Below are 17827 nucleotides of genomic sequence, written 5' to 3'. Positions count from 1 at the left end.
CGGAGTGGAAGCCAGCAGGCACAACCGGTCGAGCTCGCCCGCACCCGCGGGCGGGCGGCTCGCTGCTGCCGGCGGGGCGACCCTCTCCGACCTCGGGCGGCTGATCGAGCGCGCGGACGCGCTGCACCTGCGCGCGCCCGAACTCGCCTTGGTGCTCGGCGAGCGCGCGGCCGCGCTCGCCGAGACCGCGGGTGCGGACGAGCAGTGGATCCGCGCCGAAAGCCTCGTGGTCGCGGCGCGCGTGCGCCTCGGCGGTCGCACGTCGACCGTCGGGCGCGCCGTCGCCGCCCTGCGGGCCGCGGAGCACGCCGGGTACACCGACACGGCCGCGCGGCTGCGGATCGACCTGGCCGTGTGCGCGCGCAGCCTCGGCACGCCGCTGACCGGGCTCGCGGCGTTGCGGCCCGTGCTGTCGGAGCCGGCGGTTTCGGCCGTGCACCGCGCGGAAGCGCTGTGCCACCTCGTGGGCTGCCTCGCGCAGTTCGGCCGCAAGCCGGAGCTCGACCGCGTGCTCGTCGAAGCCGACAAGCTGGTGGTCGCCGACGAGTCGCTCGACGCCGACACGCGGCTGCTCGTGCGGGCGTTGCTGCGCAACGGAGCCGCGGCCCACCGGCGCCGCCACGGTGACCTCACCGCGGCCGCCGACGCCGCCCGCACCGGCCTCGGTTTCCTGGAGAAGCTGGACAAACCCGGTGACGACGGCGGCCTCGTGCGCGTGCGGCTCGTGCTGCAGCTCGTGAGCACGCTGCTCGACCGCGGCGACACCGCCATGGCGTTTGACATCGCCGAACCCATGCTGAACGAGCCCGTGCGCGCGGCCGGGGTCGCGCCCACGGCGTGGCTGCGGCTGGCCGTCGCGACGCGCATCCACCTGCCGGCCGGTGCCGGCGACGCCGCGTCCGAGCTGGTGCGCGAAGCCGTGGCGAGCACCGATCGCCACGGACTGTCCGCCATCACTTCGCGACTGTGGCTGGAACTGGCGCAGATCGAGGAACGGTTCGGCAGCGCCGAGGAAGCCATCGCGTGCCTGCACCGCTCGCGCGCGGCGGAACACGTCCACTCGCGGGCGCGCCGCCAGGCGTGCGGGCTGCTCGCGGGCGAGTTCGGCGCGGACACGGTGGCGCCGCTGGACCTCGACGACGTGATCGCGCGGTCGGCGCCGCAGGGTGGCCGTCCGGTGCCGATGGCCGTCGAGCCGCCGGTGCGCGACGTCGAGACGACGGCGTTGATCCGGGCGATCCCCGCGGAACCGGCTGCGCCGGAACCGGCCGCCCTGGAACCGACTGCCCCGGAACCGGCCGCAGCGAAGCCGGCCGTGGCGAAGGCTCAGCGCGTGGAAATCCAGCCGCGGAAGGAAACCCGGTCGCGTGCGGAAACCCCGGCGCGGCCGGAAGCACAGCCGCGGCCGGCCGCTCCGGCGGAGACGACGTATGTGCGCGCGGCCGGCTCGGTGCCGGAGAAACCCGTTCGCAAGCCGGAGAAACCCGTTCGCAAGCCGGAGAAATCCGGCCCGAAGACGCCGACGTGGTCCTTCGGGCGAGCGGCCGCGGAGTCGGAGGCCGAGCGGACGTCGGTGATCCCGGTGATCCGTGACGAGCCGGAACCCGCGGCGCCCGCCGAGCGAAGCGAGGCCCCGGCCGAACAGGTCGCGCGCTTCACGCTGTCCGCGCCGCGCGCCGAGGCTCCGGAACGACCGCGCGTCGCCGAGTCGCCCGCGCCGCCGGCCAAGCGGCCCGTGAACGGATCGCACTCGTTTTCCCGCCAGGCTCGTGCGGAAACGGGCCGCCGGGCGGCACCCGAGCGGCCGGCGGCATTGCCGGGCTGGGTCAAGCCGTTCAAGAAGCTCGAAGCCGTGCCGGCTCCGCAGCCGAAGCCGGAACCCTTGGCAGAGGTCGTGCGCGAAGAGCCGGCGCCGCGGCCCCCCGCCGTGGCCGAGGACCTGCCGCGGCTGTCGCTTCCGGACCTTTCGGACATTCTGCCCGAGCTGCCGATGGCGCCCGCGCCCGCGGACGATCCCGCCGCGCCGCTCTGGGAGGGCGACGAGTGGGCCCGCGAGGAACGCGCCCGCCGCGACGAGGTCTCCCGCGGCCGCAAGACCCGGCACGACGCGGAACACGGTTCCGTCGCGGCTCGGTCCGTGCTGGACCGCCTGGGGATCTCCGCCGGCGGCGGTGGCGGTCGCCGCCGCGCCGACGAGGCCGCGGCGCGCGAGGAAACCGCGCGCACGGAGGAACCCGAGGCGGTCTCCGACGTGACGGACCCGCCGTGGAAGCGCGAGTCCCCGGACCTGGCGCCGGCGCCGCGTGACGAACAGGTGTCCGAGGAAGCCGTGGACCCGTGGCTGCCCCGGCTGCGGATGCCGCCGGCTCTGGACCCGCTCGAGGACTTCGACTCGTGGACGCCGACGTCGCAGCCCTTCCCGGAGAGCTACGCCCGCGCGATCGCCGAGGACGAGCCGCCGCCGGACGCCGGGCTGGCCGAGCTGCTGGCCCGCGCGCTGGCCGAACACCAGGCGGGAACGGCGAGCGCCGCCGCGCTGGTCAAGCGGCTGGGCTCGGAAGACGACGACAACAAGCGTCGCCCGGTCAACGGGCACGCGTCGGCGGAGCGCAAGCGCAACGGGGACTGACGTCCTCGCCCGGACCACGAGCACCTTTGCGGCACCACGAAAACAGCGTTTGAGTGCCGTCGCTTTGGGGTACCCGGGCAACGGTGTCGCCCGTCCGGGCGGTTTCGGTGTGGGAATCCTCGCAGTCGGGCGAGGCAACCTTTTCCGGTTTGGCCGCCAGGCTCCGTGCGGCCCCCGGACGACTGAACCGATCACGAACCCGATCCCGCCACCACGGCCCGCGTCGTCCGGCGCCGCGGCGCGCCCGGTGCCAAGGGATTCCCCGGTGGACGAGGGCATCCGGCGGCCCCGCAGCTGAACCGATCAATGCCGGGAAACCCCCAGTCACATAAGGTAAATTTAAGTCTGGACAACTCCTGGTCTTTGTCACGGGCCCGGCGGGGTCGGATTAGTGTGGGGGTGTCCGCCACGTTGTGGTGACGGACGCGTCTCGATCTCGAAACTGGAGAGTTGCCTCACATGAGCTCGACGGGAGTCTCGTCCCCGCCCGGAACAGATGTCGGTGCCGAAGTCGGCGCGTTGCGTCGCTCGGCCAGCCCGGAGCAGCTCCGGGACGAGCTGATCGACGCCGCGGCGGCGTTGGCGCCCGAGATCGGTGACCTGATCCGCCTGTACTACCGCCACATCCCGGCGGAGGAGATCGTCGGTGACGACCCTGTGGCGCTCGTCGGCGCGGTGCGCTCGCACCTGCAGCTGGCGAAGCAGCGCATGCCGGGACGCCCGGCGGTCCGGCTGCTGAACCCCACCGCGGCGCAGGACGGCTGGACCCGCGAGGCCACCGTCGTGCAGGTGGTCACCGACGACATGCCCTACCTCGTCGACAGCGTGGCGGCCGAGTTCGCGCGCGACGGCGTGCAGGTGCACCGCATCGTCCACCCGATCGTCGTGGTCAGCCGCGACGTCACGGGCGAGCTCGCGGGCCTGCACCCCGACGCTGACCCGGCCAACCCGCCCGCGATGTCGGCGGCCGAGTCGTGGATGTACCTGGAGATCGACCTCGTCACGGACCCGAACCGCGCCCGCGAGCTGGACAACCGGCTGGCCTCGGTGCTGGGTGACGTCCGGGAGGTCGTCGAGGACGCCGACAAGATGGCGCAGACCGCGTGCTCCGTGGCGGAGTCGCTGGAGCAGGACCCGCCGAAGCTGCCTGACCCCACGCAGGTCGAAGAGGGCGCCCGGCTGCTGCGCTGGCTCGCCGACGGCCACTTCACCTTCCTCGGCTACCGCCGCTACGAACTGGTCGAGAACCCGCACCCCGACTCCGACGAGCCGGCGCTGCGCGCGGTCCTCGCATCCGGCCTCGGTGTGCTGCGCCAGGACAGCCTCGCCGCCCGCAGCCTCACCGCGGGCCCGGACGACTACGCCAGCGCGCTGTCCCCGACGCTGCTGGTGCTCACGCAGGCGAGCGCGCCCTCGACCGTGCACCGGCCGGTGTACCCGTACTACGTCGGCGTGAAGACGTTCGACGACGAGGGCAACGTGACCGGCGAGCACCGGTTCCTCGGCATGTTCACCACCACGGCGCTGCACGAGAACGTGCTCGACATCCCGGTGGTGTGCAAGCGCGTGCGCGAGGTCATCCACCGCGCCGGCTTCCCGATGGAGTCCTTCTCCGGCCAGCGGATGCTGGAGGTGCTGCAGAACTGGCCGCGCGCCGACCTGTTCTCGGCCGACACGGATTCGCTGTACGCCACCACGACCGGCGCGATCACGCTGTCGGATCGCCGGCGGCTGCGGCTGTTCCTGCGCCGCGACCCATACGGCCGCTTCTACTCCTGCCTGGTCTACCTGCCACGCGACCGCTACACCACGCGCTCGCGGCTGGCGATGCAGAAAGTGCTGCTGGAGGAGCTGGAAGGCACGCAGCTCGAGTACAGCGCACGCATCGGCGAAACCGTGCTCGCGCAGGTGCACTTCATCGTGCACACCGACCCGGCGCGCCGGATCGAGCCCGACACCCTGCGGATCCAGGAACGCCTCAACACCGTGGTCCGCAGCTGGGACGACTTCATGGTCGAGGCGATCCTGGCCGAGCGCCGCGAACGCGCGGGCGACGGCCAGCCGATCGGCGTGATGGGCGAGGAGTCCGCCGTCGACCAGGGCCAGCGCTTCGCCGCGGTGTTCCCCGAGGGCTACAAGGAGGACTTCACCGCCGACGAGGCGCTTGCCGACCTGCGCAAGCTGGACACGCTGGACGACGAGGGCGACCTGGCGCTGTCGTTCTACCTGCCTGCCGACGCTGAGCCGGGCGAGCGCCGCTTCAAGCTCTACCTGCGCGGCGAAGGCGTCACGCTGTCGAAGGTCCTGCCGCTGCTGCAGGCCATGGGCGTCGAGGTCGTCGACGAGCGGCCGTACGAGCTGTTCCGTGAAGACGGCGGCGCCAGCTGGATCTACGACTTCGGCCTGCGCATCTCGGCGAAGTACCTCGACGAGAGCAGCACCGTCGCGCTCGACGCGCTGCGCGAGCGGTTCCAGGAGGCGTTCCACGCGGCGTGGCGCGGCGACGCGGAGGTCGACGGCTTCAACGGCCTCGTGCTGCGCGCCGGTCTCACGTGGCGCCAGGCCGCCGTGCTGCGCGCGTACTCGCGGTACCTGCAGCAGGCCCGCAGCCCGTTTTCCCAGGAATACATCCAGAACACGGTGCTCAAGCACACCGAAGTGGCCATGCGGCTGCTGAACCTGTTCGAGACGCGCTGCGACCCGCAACTGTCCGATGTGGACCGCAAGACGCGCGAGGACTCGCTGGTCGGCGAGATCACCGAGATGATCGACGAGGTCACGAGCCTCGACGAGGACCGCATTCTGCGCCGCCTCATGGCCGTGATCAACGGGACGCTGCGCACCAACTACCACGTGACCGGCGCGGACGGCGCCACGCGGCCGTACCTCGCGATCAAGCTCGACCCGAGCGGCGTGCCGGAGCTGCCGGAACCGCGCCCGAAGTTCGAGATCTTCGTGTACTCGCCGCGGGTGGAAGGCGTGCACCTTCGCTTCGGCGAGGTCGCGCGCGGTGGCCTGCGCTGGTCGGACCGGCGCGAGGACTTCCGCACGGAGGTGCTCGGCCTGGTCAAGGCGCAGGCGGTGAAGAACGCCGTGATCGTGCCCGTGGGCGCGAAGGGCGGCTTCGTGGTGAAGCGCCCGCCGGCCCTTACCGGCGACGCGAGCCTCGACCGCGACGCGCAGCTCACCGAGGGCATCGCGTGCTACCGCATGTTCATCTCGGGCCTGCTCGACCTCACCGACAACCGCGTCGAGGGCAAGACCGTGCCCGCGCCGGGCGTGGTGCGCCACGACGCCGACGACAGCTACCTCGTCGTCGCGGCCGACAAGGGCACCGCGAAGTTCTCCGACATCGCCAACGAGGTCTCGGGCCAGTACGGCTTCTGGTTGGGTGACGCGTTCGCCTCCGGCGGCTCGGTCGGCTACGACCACAAGGCCATGGGCATCACGGCCAAGGGCGCGTGGGAGAGCGTGAAGCGCCACTTCCGCGAGCTGGGCAAGGACACGCAGACGCAAGCCTTCACGACCGTCGGCATCGGCGACATGATGGGCGACGTCTTCGGCAACGGCATGTTGCTGAGCGAGCACATCCGCCTCGTGGCCGCGTTCAACCACATGCACGTATTCCTCGACCCGAACCCGAACGCCGCCGCGACCTTCGCGGAGCGGCGCCGCCTGTTCGACCTGCCGCGCAGCTCGTGGGACGACTACGACCGCTCGCTCATCAGCGAGGGCGGCGGCATCTACCCGCGCTCGGCCAAGACGATCCCGATCAGCCCTCAGGTGCGCGCGGCGCTCGGCATCGCCGAAGGCGTCACGCACCTGCCGCCGATGGAGCTCATCCAGGCGATCCTGCTGGCGCCGGTCGAACTGCTGTGGAACGGCGGCATCGGCACCTACGTCAAGGCGGAGACCGAGACCCACGGCGACGCGGGCGACAAGGCCAATGACGCGATCCGCGTCAACGGCAACCAGCTGCGCGTGAAGGTCGTGGGCGAAGGTGGCAACCTGGGCCTGACCCAGCTCGGCCGCATCGAGTTCGCGCGGGCCGGCGGCAAGATCAACACCGACGCGCTCGACAACTCCGCGGGCGTCGACTGCTCCGACCACGAGGTCAACATCAAGATCCTGCTCGACCACCTCGTGGCGACCGGGAACCTCGAGCACACGCGGCGCAATTCGCTGCTGGAGGAGATGACCGACGAGGTCTCCGACCTGGTGCTGGCCGACAACTACCGGCAGAACGCGGTGCTCGGCGTGAGCCGGGCCCACGCCGGCCCGATGGTGTCCGTGCACGCGCGGCAGGTGTCGTCTCTCGTCGCGAAGGGTGCCTTCGACCGCAAGCTGGAAGCCCTGCCGAGCTCCTCGGAGTTCCGCGCGCTGGAGAAGGCGGGCGAAGGCCTGTCCTCGCCGGAGCTCGCGACGCTGCTGGCCCACGTGAAGCTCGACCTCAAGGACGAGCTGCTCGCGAGCGAGCTGGTCGACTCCGAGGTGTTCACGCGCCGGCTGCCCGAGTACTTCCCGAAGCCGCTGCGCGAGCAGTTCACCGACGCGATCTCGCAGCACCCGCTGAGCCGCCAGATCATCACCACGCTCGTGACCAACGAGCTGGTGGACGGTGGCGGCATCTCGTTCGTCTTCCGCCTCATGGAGGAGATGAACGCGACGGCCACCGACGTGGTTCGCGCGTACGCCGTGGTGACCCACGTCTACGACCTGCCGACGCTGTGGACCGAGATCGACGCGCTCGACAACGTGGTGCCCACCGCGGTCGCCGACGCGATGGTGCTGGAGACGCGCCGGCTGCTCGACCGCGCCGCCCGCTGGTTCCTCACCAACCGGCCGCAGCCGCTCGCGCCGCTGGCCGAGATCAACCGGTTCGGCCCGGTCGTCGCGGAGCTCGGCCCGAAGCTGGGCGACCTGCTGCGCGGCCGCGAGCTCGAGTCCGTGGAGGAGCAGGCCGGCAAGCTCGTGGCCGACGGCGTGCCCGCCGATCTCGCCCGCCGGGTGGCGCTGCTGCTGCACAGCTACGGCCTGCTCGACGTGGTCGAGGTCGCCGAGCTGGCCGAGCAGCAGGTGGGGCTCGACGCGCTGCACAGCCCGGCCGACACCGCCGAGCTGTACTTCGCGCTCTCGGACCACCTGGACATCGACAAGATGCTCACCGAGATCAGCAAGCTCGAACGTGGCAACCGCTGGCACGCCCTCGCCCGGCTCTCGCTGCGCGACGACGTTTACGCCTCGCTGCGCGCCATCACGCTCGACGCGCTGCGCCACAGCGACCAGGACGTGGAGACCGACGCGAAGATCGCGCAGTGGGAGAAGACCAACGCGTCGCGGCTGTCGCGCGCCCGCGTGGCGCTCGACGAGATCACCCGCTCCGGGCGGCTCGACCTCGCGACGCTGTCGGTGGCGGCGCGCCAGATCAGGAGCACGGTGCGGTGACCTACGTTTCGCACGTCCGGCCGCGCTGGTCGGACATGGACGTGTACGGGCACGTCAACCACGCCAACATGGTGACGCTCCTGGAAGAGGCGCGGATCCCGGTGCTGTTCGGCGACGCGGTGAAAGCCGGGCTCACCGAGCTGCCCAAGGGCGTGGTCGTGGTGAAGCTCGGCGTGCACTACCGCGCGCCGATCGTCGTCACGCCCGAGACGTCGGTGCGGGTGGAGATCACGCTCACCGAGCTGAGGGCGGCCAGCATCACGCTGGCCTACGTCGTGCACACCGGGCCCGAGGAGTCGGACCCGGTGGCCGTGACCGCGGAGACCGTGCTGGCGCCGTACGACACCGTCAAGCTGCGGCCGCGGCGCCTCTCCGCCGAGGAGACCGAGTTCCTCAAGAAGGTGTTCGCCGATGCCTGAGCTGCGCATCCCCGACGCGGGCGACCGCGACACACTGGGCGCGTTCGTCGCCCGCGCGGTGCGGCTCGACGGCAACACCGCCGTGCGCCTGCGCAACCGCCCCGACGGTGGCAGCGGTATCGGCACTGTCGAAGCGTGGACGGCCACGCCGTTCGAGGTCCTCGCCACCCGCGCGGTGGCGGGAACCGTGACCCCGGCCGACATCACCGTGTCGGGCAACGAGCTGCTGGCGGCCCTCACGGTCGCCGGCGGCGAGGTCATGGACCCCGGACCCGCGCGCGACCTGCTCTGGCACGCGGAGCTGCCCGCGCCCGGCCGCTGGCAGCTCGTGGACGACCTGCCGGTCGGCGTGGTGTCCGACCTGGCCGACCGGGGCGTCACCCTGGCTCGCGACAACGTCGGCCCGCACGGCACGCCGCCGGCGTCGCTGATGGACCAGGCCGTGCTCACGGTGACCGGCGGCGAGCTCGAGGTGAAGGTGCAGCTGCGCTGCCTGTTCGCCTTGTCGGGCATGGGGTTGTTCGACTCGTCCATCGCCGGCGACGTGGTCCGCGTGACGGCCACGGACTCGTGGCTGCGGCTGGATGCCCGGTATGGGGCGGTGTTGAAAAGAAGGCATGCGTTGTTGCCGCTGCTTTTCTGAAATTCGGGTTTTTTGCCGCGACGCTCGTTCCAGGCAGGTCGTCTGTTCGCTTTGTCTGGAATAGCGCGCGGAAGGCACCCGCCATTGCCCCTTCGCTTCTTAATTCCTTGCGATTTCCTTGTGGCCGTGGTGCATTCCCGGCGACAGTGCGAGGGTGGGGACATGACCGACCCCGACGGTGACCCGACGGCGGATTTCCTCGCCGACGTGCGCGCCGAGCAGACGCCGTGGCGCACCGACCGCCCGGCGGACGCCGAGGGGCCCGAGCACGCGGGCCAAACCGTGCGCACCGGGCGCTTTTCGAAGGTCGGCCGAGTCGTGGGTGAGGCCGCTCCGTATGTCCAAGCCGCATTATTCGCGGCGTGGATCGCCACGTCAGTGGCCGATTCCGGCGACAGTTCGGGCGGGATGAACGGAGGTCAGAGCGGTTAGGCGGTCCCCGTGGACCGAAACTCCGGGTAGAGTCGGTGCCGGATGAGCCGCCGATGTCCGATTCGGCGCGACCTCGAACACCGCACCGCCGGTTGTCGTGGCTTTTTGCGCGCACGCGGTCCGCGGGCCGTTTCCGCCCGCCAGAGCCGAATTGCCGACGGTGGAGGGGAGACCCATGCTCCTGTCCGGTCCCGATCGTCTGACAACCGAAGCCGTACACGAAGACCCACTGGTGCTGAGACGGGCGCTGGTCGGCTACGTACGCGCGGTTGCCGAAGCCGTGGACGTCTCCGTGGAGGGGACGTCGTGCGAGGTCGCAGACACGGTCACGGCCTACGTGGCGCTGAGTCGCCGCTCGCCGCGTTACCCCGGCCGTGACTTGATGTTGCTCTGGAACTACCGGCAGGGCTGGACGCTTTCCGTGGAGACGAGGCCGGCCGAGCCGCCGCTCGTCGTCGCACGCTTGGGCGGAGACGTCGTCCCGGAACCCGCCCTCGTGGGCCGGTTCGTCGCCGAGGTCGTCTCGGCTTCCCACAAGGGCGCGTGGACCACGCCGCCCAGCCGCGCCGCCGCCGATCGGGGAGGGCTGGCGGCCCGGCTGGAACGACGTGTCCGTCCCGTCGTCAGGCGGTCTTGAGCTTTCGCGCCAGCCGCTCCGGGCGGGGCCAGCGAACCTGAGACGCCCAGTTCAGCTTCTCGAACACCCAGATGAGCCGAGCTGACGTGTCCAGCTGGCCCCGGCCCACGCCGTGGCGGGCGCCGGTCGGGTCGGCGTGGTGGGAGTTGTGCCACGACTCGCCGAACGACAGGATCGCCAGCGGCCAGAAGTTGGCCGAGCGGTCCCGCGCCTCGAAGGGGCGCTCACCGATCATGTGGCACAGCGAGTTCACCGACCACGTCACGTGGTGCAGTGCCGCCACCCGCACGAGCCCGGCCCAGAAGAACGCCGTGAGCGCGCCCCACCAGCTCATCGTGGCGAGGCCGCCGATCAGCGCCGGCGCCAGCAGCGTCACGGCGGTCAGCGCGGGGAAGAGACTGTCGACGCGGCGGATGTCCGGATCGTCCAGCAAGTCCGGGGCGAAGCGGCGCGAGTTGGTCTTGTCGCGGTCGAACAGCCAGCCCATGTGCGCGTGCCAGAAACCCTTCGCCAGCGCCGCCGGTGTGGTGCCGTAGCGCCACGGGGAGTGCGGGTCGCCGTCGCGGTCGGAGAAGGCGTGGTGGCGGCGGTGGTCGGCAACCCACGAGATCACGGGGCCCTGCATCGCCATGCTGCCGGCCACGGCGAGCGCGATCCGCAGGCCGCGGCGAGCGCGGAACGAGCCGTGAGTGAAGTAGCGGTGGAAGCCGATCGTGATGCCGAGGCCGCTGAGGTAGTAGAAGCCGACGGCGAGGCCGATGTCGAGCCAGCTGAGTCCCCAACCCCAGGCCAGGGGCACCGCGGCGACGACCGCCAGCAGGGGGACCACGGCGAACAGCTTCACGAGGAAGGCCTCGGTGCCCGTCTTGCGGCCGGCGAGCATGGGCTCGGGTGCGGGCCGTTCGCGGACGGCCGTCGCGGAGGGGGCAGGGGAGGAAAGGGAGGCGCGAGGGGTGTCGATGCTGGAACGCTCCTGTCGAGCTGGTCCGATCGCTGCACTCTGCAGGACCGAGGCCGGATCGACGGTGTGCCCGGGCGCCATTGCCGTTGCGGGGGAGCACACCGTTCGTGCGGTCCGGCCCTCGCGGGCCGGCCGCGACCTGCTCTTTCAACGAACCGTTCTCCGGCAAGGTTCCCGGCGGAGTTTTCCGGCAGTTCCCCGAGAACGGCCGAGGGGCCGGTGCACGTGGCACCGACCCCTCGGAGAAACCGTTGTGACGTCAGAGAATCGTGACGGAAGTGGCCTGCGGCCCCTTCTGGCCCTGGCCGATCTCGAACTCCACGCGCGCGTTCTCCTCCAGGCTACGGAAACCGTTGCCCTGGATTTCGGAGTAGTGCACGAACACGTCGCCACCGCCGTTGTCCGGCGTGATGAAGCCGAAGCCCTTTTCGGCGTTGAACCACTTCACGGTGCCTTGCGTCATAAATGTCTCCACCACTGAAAACGATCGAGGTACCACTTCGGCACCCGGGTCGAAGACCGACGGTTTGATCTTCCGGTGACGGAGAACCACTACGCCCGCGCATCTTGCGAGCGTGGCTGCGGGGAGTGCCCACCGCACGAACACAAAATATGACCGCGGCCAGTTAACCACGTCGGACGCGGTCGCACCAGCCCACTGATCAGGCGCGCCACGGTGGCTGGAACCAGTCCACACTGTCTGTCCCTTGTGGACCGAAGGCGGACCGGTGCCGGTGCTGACCAGTGCTTCATTGTGCCCGCGGGTGCACGTCGTGTAGCGTCGGTCACGTCGAGAGTTCCCCCGCGCGCCGGCAGCAGAGCCGGCGTCGTCTTCGGCCGACCGCGAGGCCCGAGCCGGCTGCTCGGTCCGGCCGTCGTCCCACCTGTATCTCGACGACTGCTTTACACAGAGGAGCCTGATGCGCTCGGAACGCCGTCCGCTGTCCCCCGACACCAGTGAATTCGCCCGAGCCCGCGTCTCCGCGGAGCTGGGCCTGCGCCACCAGCGCGACCAGGCGGCCCGGACCGTCGCCGGCCGTGCCCGCGACGTGGACGACCTGCGTGGCCTGCTGGCCATGCTCGGCCTCGAGGCCGGAGCCCGCGGCTAGCTTTCCCTCTTCACCACGTTCAGACCAGCCACGCCGCCGAGTCCGGTGGCAGCCTGCCGTCCTCGAGCGGGCTGCTGGACAACAGCAGCTCGCCGGGCGGCAGGGCGATCGAGCTCGCCGACGTGTTGAGCGCGCAGATCAGCCCGCCCTTGCCGCCGCGGCGGAACGCGAAGCAGCCGGCGGGCGCGCCGTACCACTCCAGCTCGTCACCGGCGCGGAAAGCGGCTTCCGTCTTGCGCAGCTCGACGGCCCGCCGGTACAGCGAGAGCGTGGACGACGCGTCTTCCAACTGGCGTTCCGCGGTGAGCCCGGCCCACTCGGGCGGCATCGGCAGCCACGTCCGCGGGTTGCGCGAGAAGCCGAACGGCGGCAGCGAACCCTCCCACGGCAGCGGCACGCGCTCCGGATCCCGGCTGAACTGCCGGCCCTGGCTGCGCGCCCGCGGGTCGGCGATCGCTTCCGGCGGGATCTCGACGTTCGGCAGGCCCAGCTCTTCGCCGTTGTACAGGTAGACCGCACCCGGCAAGGCCAGTTCCACGAGCGCCATCGCCCGCGCGCGCCGCAGGCCGGCCTCGCCGCCGCCGTAGCGGCTCACGGTGCGCCACACGTCGTGGTTGGACAGCGTCCACGTGGCGGGCGCGCCGGCCGCGCGCGGCACGGCCAGCGACCGCTCGATCGACGTGCGCATCGCGTCGGCGTCGAAGTGCGTGAGGACCAGGCGGAAGTTGAACGCCAGGTGTAGCTCGTCGGGCCGCAGGTAGCGCGCGAGGCGGTCCTCGTCGTGCACCCAGATCTCGCCGACGGCCATCGTGTCCGGGTACTCGTCGAGTACCTTGCGGATCATCTGGTGGACCTCGTGCACGCTGTCGTCGTCGAAGCGCGGGTCGAAGTGCTCGCCACCACCGAAGCCGGACGCGCGCGGGTCCATGTCGGGCAGGCCGGGCGGCTTCGCCATGCCGTGGGCCACGTCGATGCGGAACCCGTCGACGCCGCGGTCGAGCCAGAAGCGCAGGGTGCGCTCGAGGTCGTAGCGCACGTCGGCGTTGGCGTAGTTGAGATCCGGCTGCTGCGCGGCGAACAGGTGCAGGTACCACTGCCCGTCGGGCACACGCGTCCACGCGGGCCCGCCGAACACGGAAACCCAGTTGTTGGGCGGTTCCGAGCCGTCGGGGCCGCGGCCGTCGCGGAAGACGTAGCGGTCGCGCTCGGGGCTGCCGGGTGCGGCGGCCATCGCCGACTTGAACCACGAGTGCTGGTTGCTGGTGTGGTTCGGGACGATGTCCACGGTGACCTTGATGCCGCGCTTGTGCGCCTCGGTGAGCAGCACGTCGAAATCGCCGAGTGTGCCGAACATCGGGTCCACGTCACGCGGGTCGGACACGTCGTAGCCGTGGTCGGCCATGGGGGAGCGGTAGAACGGCGTGAGCCACAGCGCGTCGATGCCGAGCAGCTCCAGATACCCCAGCCGGCTGCGGACGCCTTCGAGGTCGCCGACCCCGTCGGCGTCGGAGTCGGCGAACGAGCGCACGTAGACCTCGTAGAAGACGGCGTCGGACCACCACGCCGGGCGGGGCGGGCCCTCCGGGGGCCGGCGGTGCCCCGCCACCGGGCGTCTCATCAGACGAAGCTGTTCATCATGCTGTGGGCCGCCATCTCGAGGTAGGCCCACAGCTGCTCGCGGTACGGCTCGGGCAGGTTCTCCTCGTCGACCGCCACGCGGATCGCGCGCAGCCACGCGTCGCGCTCGATCGGGCCGATCTTGAACGGCGCGTGGCGCATCCGCAGCCGCGGGTGGCCGCGGCGGTCGGAGTAGGTGTGCGGGCCGCCCCAGTACTGGATGAGGAACAGCCGGAAGCGCTCCTCGGCCGGGCCGAGGTCTTCTTCCGGGTACAGCGGGCGCAGGATTTCGTCGGTCGCCACTTCCTGGTAGAAGCGCGAGACGATCCGCCGGAACGTCGGTTCACCGCCCACGGCCTCGTACAGGTTCGCGGGTTCGGAGCCACTCACAGTCGACACCCCTCCATCTTGCCCTTACCCCGGCTACTTGTCGGCGCCCGGTGCGGACAGGAACCGGCCCAGCGGCGGCTCGAAGCCGGCTTCCTCGAGCGCGGCGAGCAGGTGCGCGCGCAGCGCCCGCTGCACGGCCCACTGCTTGCCGGGCCGCACCTTCACCGTCAGGCGCAGCAGGATGCCCTCCGGTGTGACCTTCTCCACGCCCAGCATCTCCGGTGGCTCCATCACGTTGGCGGCGAGCGCCTCGCTCTCGGAGGCCTTCGTGGCCGCGGCGGTGAGCACGGTCGTGGCGAGGTCCACGTCGGCGGAGTAGCCCAGCGGCACGTCGACCACGGCCACGGCGAAGCCCTGGCTGGAGTTGCCGACCCGCAGCACCTCGCCGTTGCGCACGTACCAGACGGTGCCCTGCAGGTCGCGCAGCGTGGTGATGCGCAGGCCCACGGCCTCGACCGTGCCGGTGGCCGAACCGATGTCGACGATGTCGCCGACGCCGTACTGGTCTTCGATCATCATGAAGATGCCGGACAGGAAGTCGCGCACCAGGTTCTGCGCGCCGAACCCGATCGCGACACCGACAACACCCGCAGACGCGATGATCGGCGCCAGGTTGATGCCCAGTTCGCCCAGCACGAGGATGAACGCCAGGCCGTAGATGAGGAACGTGGCCATCGACTTCAGCACCGAGCCGATCGTCGTGGCCCGCTGCCGGCGCCGCTCCACCACGGCCGGGCCGAGCACGTCAGGGGCGCGTTCGCGCAGCGGTCTCAACAGGGTGGGCAGCTTGCCGGTGCCGCCGCGCGGCAGCGTGGTCACGCGGTCGACGAGCCGGCGTGTGAGATACCGCACGAGGAACGCGAGGACCAGGATCAGGATGATCCGCAGCGGCTTGGTCACGAGCCAGTCCGCCGAACCTGCGAGCCACTCGTTGTGCGTGATCGAAAAGACCTGTGAGCACCAGGTGCTGGGGTCGGAGATGCACGCTGGCGGGGCGCTGAGCACGGCGTTCACGGGGTCGAACAGTCCTTCCGTCGCTTCGGTTCACCCAACGGCAAGTGGATGTTGGGTCGCAGGCACGTGACACGTCACGTAACACACGTGCACTTTGGGGCTGATGTGTGGTCGACTATGCCTGCACCGGTGGAGGTGGTCGAGTGCCAGACCGACAACCCGTCCCCCTCGGCGGCGCCGGCCAAGCCATGGCCGAGCAGTCGCCGGAGACGGTCCTGCGCGCCTGCCCGGGAGGTTCCGCACCCGGCGGAACGAACCCGGCCGGGCCGGGGACCCGACCAGGGGGAGTTTCCCGTCCGCCCGGACAGCGTAGAGGCCGGGACCCGGCGACCCCGCCCTGGGGCCGCCGTCGCGTATTGCTGCTGAACGCCACCTTCGAGCCCCTCACCGCGCTGCCCATGCGGCGCGCGGTGGTGCTCGTGATGTGCGGCAAGGCGGAAGTCGTCCACGGCGACCCGGGTGGCGTGGAGCTGCACGCCGCGACCATGTCGCTGCCCGTCCCGTCCGTGATCCGGCTCAGCACGTACGTGCGCGTGCCGTACCGCGCGAAGGTGCCGCTGACCCGGGCCGGGCTCATGCACCGCGACCGGTACCGCTGCGCCTACTGCGGCGGCCGGGCCGAGACGATCGACCACGTCCTGCCGCGCAGCCGCGGCGGACCGCACAGCTGGACCAACTGCGTGGCCTGCTGCGCCAAGTGCAACCACCGCAAGGCCGACAAGCTCCTCTCGGAGCTGGGCTGGCGCCTGCGCGTGGTGCCGAGGGCGCCCCACGGCCCGCATTGGCGCCTGCTGGCGCACTCCAAGGAGGCCGACCCGCTGTGGCGGCCGTACTTGGGTTCCGCGGCCTGACGGACTGTCTGACGGGCCGTTTGGAAGGCCCTGACACGTCGGCGCCCCGGCTGCCTGTGCGGCGGCCGGGGCGAGCCGATGAGTCGCTGAACCGTGCCCGCGCGTGGTCCGCGCGGCGGCTTCGTCTTCACTCGCGCGCCCTTGCCGGGTGCGCGCGTTCTGCTTTTGTCAGGCGGCCAGGGCGAAGTCGGCCTTCGAGGTCACGCGGGTGCCCCGCGTGACGCGGGTGCCGTTGGTGACTCGCGTGCCGCGGGTGACCCGGGTGCCGCACGTGACTCGCGTGCCACGGGTCACGCGGGTGCCCCTCGTGACGCGGGTGCCGGCCGTCACGCGGGTGCCGTTGGTGACGCGCGTGCCGCGGGTGACCCGGGTCCCACGCGTGACTCGCGTGCCGCCGGTGACGCGGGTACCGCGAGTGACCCGAGTACCGCGGGTAACCCTTGTGCCGGACGTCACACGCGTTCCGGGCAGGAATTCGGTCTCGCTGGGTGACGAAATGGGCTCGGTGATCGCCTGAGCGGGGGGCTGGACACTCTGCATGAGGTGGCCTCCTGGGACCGGTGCGTGACCTGCTGGGGCTGAGGAGCGGACCACAAGGCCCGTACAGGTGAAAAAGCTACGAGGATTTCAGTGCGCCGACAAGACGGGGGCGACCGGTACGGCCGCCTGTACGTTGAGTTGCAACCTTTCGGCCCGCCCGGCTTCGCCCCAACGTTCCAGCGCGCGCGGGCCAAGCGGCGGACGGGCGCTCCCGCACGACAAGCGGTCACCTCTCGGCGCGGCGCCGCGCGGTGGCCGCCGGGGCCATCCGATACGCTCACCGGCGTGAACGTTGTCGAGACGATCCTGGTCTACGCGGTCATCCCCCTGGCCATCTACTTGGTGGTCGGTGCAGCCACCCTGCGGAAGAAGTTCTCGGGGACGCCGCGGTACCGGCCGGGACAGCCGTGGGAGTACCCCGCGATGTGGTGGACCGCCAACCCGGAGGGTGTCGGTGCGGGTCGCCACGCCGTCGATCCGGACTCTGTGGTGCCCTCGGGCACCGTGACTGCTGCCGGAGGCGCACGTGGCAAGTGGTGAACTCGCGCACTCGGCCACTGCGGTCGACGTCGCGGAGAAGGACCTGCCCTTTGGTGAGGTGATCACCAACAGCGGCCGCCGTTCGGCGGCCAAGATGTACGAGCCCGCCGAGCCGACCAGCCCGTTCTCGGTTCAGCAGCTCGCTCGCCTGGACGAGGCGCTGACCTTCGCGACGCGCGAGTCCGGCGTCGCCTTCAGCGTGTACCTCGGCGACCTCGGCGAGGACACCCGTGCCGGAGCCGAGAAGCTGCTGGCCTCGACCGAGGACCCGGCCAACGCCGTGGTCCTCGCGGTCTCGCCCGCGCAGCGCGCGATCGAGATCGTGATCGGCGAGCGCTCCCACGTCCGCCTGCCCGACCGCGGCGCCAACCTGGCCGTGGCGAGCATGGTCGCGTCGTTCAAGGAGGGTGACCTGGTCGGTGGCCTCGTCAACGCCCTGCGCATGCTGAGCGACCAGGCCGGGCCGGACCCCAAGCACTGACGTCCGCCTGACGCACCGAAGGGGGCCTCCTCGATTGTCGAGGAGGCCCCCTTCGGCGTTCACGGGGTGGTGGGGGGGGGGGGGGGGGCGCCCCCCCCCCAACGACCACGGGGGGGGAG

Annotated in this window: 16 protein-coding genes; 10 read left to right on the top strand and 6 right to left on the bottom strand. The window is 71.2% G+C overall.

Going from position 1 to position 17827, the window contains the following annotated elements:
* Nucleotides 1–4: 4 nt before the first annotated feature.
* The 6 genes from ABZU76_RS47580 to ABZU76_RS47555 all read left to right on the top strand — a co-directional run bounded on the left by ABZU76_RS47580 (nt 5) and on the right by ABZU76_RS47555 (nt 10205).
* Nucleotides 5–2629: a hypothetical protein gene (locus tag ABZU76_RS47580; RefSeq protein WP_354883848.1), complete on the top strand. Its 2625-nt coding sequence runs from the start codon at nt 5–7 to the stop codon at nt 2627–2629.
* A gap of 459 nt (nt 2630–3088) precedes the next feature.
* Nucleotides 3089–8074: an NAD-glutamate dehydrogenase gene (locus ABZU76_RS47575; RefSeq protein WP_354883845.1), complete on the top strand. Its 4986-nt coding sequence runs from the start codon at nt 3089–3091 to the stop codon at nt 8072–8074.
* Nucleotides 8071–8493, top strand: coding sequence for a thioesterase family protein (locus tag ABZU76_RS47570; RefSeq protein WP_354883842.1), 423 nt, complete (start codon nt 8071–8073; stop codon nt 8491–8493). The genes ABZU76_RS47575 and ABZU76_RS47570 overlap by 4 nt, the downstream gene beginning before the upstream one ends.
* On the top strand, nt 8486–9136 hold the full coding sequence (locus ABZU76_RS47565; RefSeq protein ID WP_220243004.1) for a hypothetical protein: 651 nt from the start codon (nt 8486–8488) through the stop codon (nt 9134–9136). The genes ABZU76_RS47570 and ABZU76_RS47565 overlap by 8 nt, the downstream gene beginning before the upstream one ends.
* Nucleotides 9137–9298: 162 nt before the next feature.
* Nucleotides 9299–9568 carry a hypothetical protein gene (locus ABZU76_RS47560; RefSeq protein WP_354883839.1) on the top strand — a complete coding sequence of 90 codons (270 nt, stop codon included), beginning with the start codon at nt 9299–9301 and terminating at the stop codon, nt 9566–9568.
* A gap of 232 nt (nt 9569–9800) precedes the next feature.
* Complete coding sequence (locus tag ABZU76_RS47555) at nt 9801–10205, top strand: DUF6292 family protein (protein ID WP_354883836.1); 405 nt, start codon at nt 9801–9803, stop codon at nt 10203–10205.
* Here the strand turns inward: ABZU76_RS47555 and ABZU76_RS47550 are convergent.
* Both ABZU76_RS47550 and ABZU76_RS47545 read right to left on the bottom strand, forming a co-directional pair.
* Nucleotides 10192–11088 (bottom strand): fatty acid desaturase, encoded by an 897-nt coding sequence (locus ABZU76_RS47550; RefSeq protein ID WP_354883833.1) that lies wholly within the window; start codon nt 11086–11088, stop codon nt 10192–10194. The two genes, ABZU76_RS47555 and ABZU76_RS47550, sit on opposite strands and share 14 nt — an antisense overlap.
* Nucleotides 11089–11425: 337 nt before the next feature.
* A complete protein-coding gene (locus ABZU76_RS47545) occupies nt 11426–11629 on the bottom strand; it encodes a cold-shock protein (protein WP_220243000.1) in 204 nt (67 codons plus the stop codon).
* A gap of 457 nt (nt 11630–12086) precedes the next feature.
* Here ABZU76_RS47545 and ABZU76_RS47540 point away from each other — a divergent pair, with 457 nt between their 5' ends.
* Nucleotides 12087–12275: a hypothetical protein gene (locus tag ABZU76_RS47540; RefSeq protein ID WP_220242999.1), complete on the top strand. Its 189-nt coding sequence runs from the start codon at nt 12087–12089 to the stop codon at nt 12273–12275.
* Nucleotides 12276–12294: 19 nt separating this feature from the next.
* On the opposite strand, the gene ABZU76_RS47535 is transcribed toward ABZU76_RS47540, so the two are convergent.
* The 3 genes from ABZU76_RS47535 to ABZU76_RS47525 are packed head-to-tail and all read right to left on the bottom strand — an operon-like array spanning nt 12295 to nt 15296.
* Nucleotides 12295–13893, bottom strand: coding sequence for a glycoside hydrolase family 13 protein (locus ABZU76_RS47535; protein ID WP_354883829.1), 1599 nt, complete (start codon nt 13891–13893; stop codon nt 12295–12297).
* Entirely contained in the window at nt 13893–14282 is a 390-nt protein-coding gene (locus ABZU76_RS47530) for a globin (RefSeq protein ID WP_354883941.1), read from the bottom strand. The genes ABZU76_RS47535 and ABZU76_RS47530 overlap by 1 nt, the downstream gene beginning before the upstream one ends.
* A gap of 33 nt (nt 14283–14315) precedes the next feature.
* Nucleotides 14316–15296: a mechanosensitive ion channel domain-containing protein gene (locus tag ABZU76_RS47525; protein ID WP_354883826.1), complete on the bottom strand. Its 981-nt coding sequence runs from the start codon at nt 15294–15296 to the stop codon at nt 14316–14318.
* Between the two features lie 398 nt (nt 15297–15694).
* Between ABZU76_RS47525 and ABZU76_RS47520 the strand changes: the two genes are divergently transcribed.
* Entirely contained in the window at nt 15695–16147 is a 453-nt protein-coding gene (locus ABZU76_RS47520) for an HNH endonuclease (protein WP_354883938.1), read from the top strand.
* A 168-nt stretch (nt 16148–16315) separates the two neighbouring features.
* Here the strand turns inward: ABZU76_RS47520 and ABZU76_RS47515 are convergent, their stop codons facing one another.
* Nucleotides 16316–16687 (bottom strand): hypothetical protein, encoded by a 372-nt coding sequence (locus ABZU76_RS47515; RefSeq protein WP_354883823.1) that lies wholly within the window; start codon nt 16685–16687, stop codon nt 16316–16318.
* Nucleotides 16688–16972: 285 nt separating this feature from the next.
* Between ABZU76_RS47515 and ABZU76_RS47510 the strand changes: the two genes are divergently transcribed.
* Together ABZU76_RS47510 and ABZU76_RS47505 are read left to right on the top strand one after the other, a co-directional pair.
* Nucleotides 16973–17227 carry a hypothetical protein gene (locus tag ABZU76_RS47510; RefSeq protein WP_354883820.1) on the top strand — a complete coding sequence of 85 codons (255 nt, stop codon included), beginning with the start codon at nt 16973–16975 and terminating at the stop codon, nt 17225–17227.
* Entirely contained in the window at nt 17214–17708 is a 495-nt protein-coding gene (locus ABZU76_RS47505; RefSeq protein ID WP_354883817.1) for a DUF5130 family protein, read from the top strand. The genes ABZU76_RS47510 and ABZU76_RS47505 overlap by 14 nt, the downstream gene beginning before the upstream one ends.
* Nucleotides 17709–17827: the final 119 nt, after the last annotated feature.

This window comes from Amycolatopsis sp. NPDC005232 (assembly GCF_040607795.1).
In the GTDB taxonomy this organism is placed as follows: domain Bacteria; phylum Actinomycetota; class Actinomycetes; order Mycobacteriales; family Pseudonocardiaceae; genus Amycolatopsis.
The sequence above is the reverse complement of the archived record's forward strand: the minus strand, read 5'-3'. Positions and strand labels throughout refer to the sequence as shown.

Excerpts from the sequence above, each read along its gene's own strand:
- ABZU76_RS47575 (WP_354883845.1), top strand. The coding sequence starts at position 3,089 with ATGAGCTCGACGGGAGTCTCGTCCCCGCCCGGAACAGATGTCGGTGCC.
- ABZU76_RS47565 (WP_220243004.1), top strand. The coding sequence starts at position 8,486 with ATGCCTGAGCTGCGCATCCCCGACGCGGGCGACCGCGACACACTGGGC.
- ABZU76_RS47560 (WP_354883839.1), top strand. The coding sequence starts at position 9,299 with ATGACCGACCCCGACGGTGACCCGACGGCGGATTTCCTCGCCGACGTG.
- ABZU76_RS47550 (WP_354883833.1), bottom strand. The coding sequence starts at position 11,088 with ATGCTCGCCGGCCGCAAGACGGGCACCGAGGCCTTCCTCGTGAAGCTG.
- ABZU76_RS47545 (WP_220243000.1), bottom strand. The coding sequence starts at position 11,629 with ATGACGCAAGGCACCGTGAAGTGGTTCAACGCCGAAAAGGGCTTCGGC.
- ABZU76_RS47540 (WP_220242999.1), top strand. The coding sequence starts at position 12,087 with ATGCGCTCGGAACGCCGTCCGCTGTCCCCCGACACCAGTGAATTCGCC.
- ABZU76_RS47535 (WP_354883829.1), bottom strand. The coding sequence starts at position 13,893 with ATGAGACGCCCGGTGGCGGGGCACCGCCGGCCCCCGGAGGGCCCGCCC.
- ABZU76_RS47520 (WP_354883938.1), top strand. The coding sequence starts at position 15,695 with ATGCGGCGCGCGGTGGTGCTCGTGATGTGCGGCAAGGCGGAAGTCGTC.
- ABZU76_RS47515 (WP_354883823.1), bottom strand. The coding sequence starts at position 16,687 with ATGCAGAGTGTCCAGCCCCCCGCTCAGGCGATCACCGAGCCCATTTCG.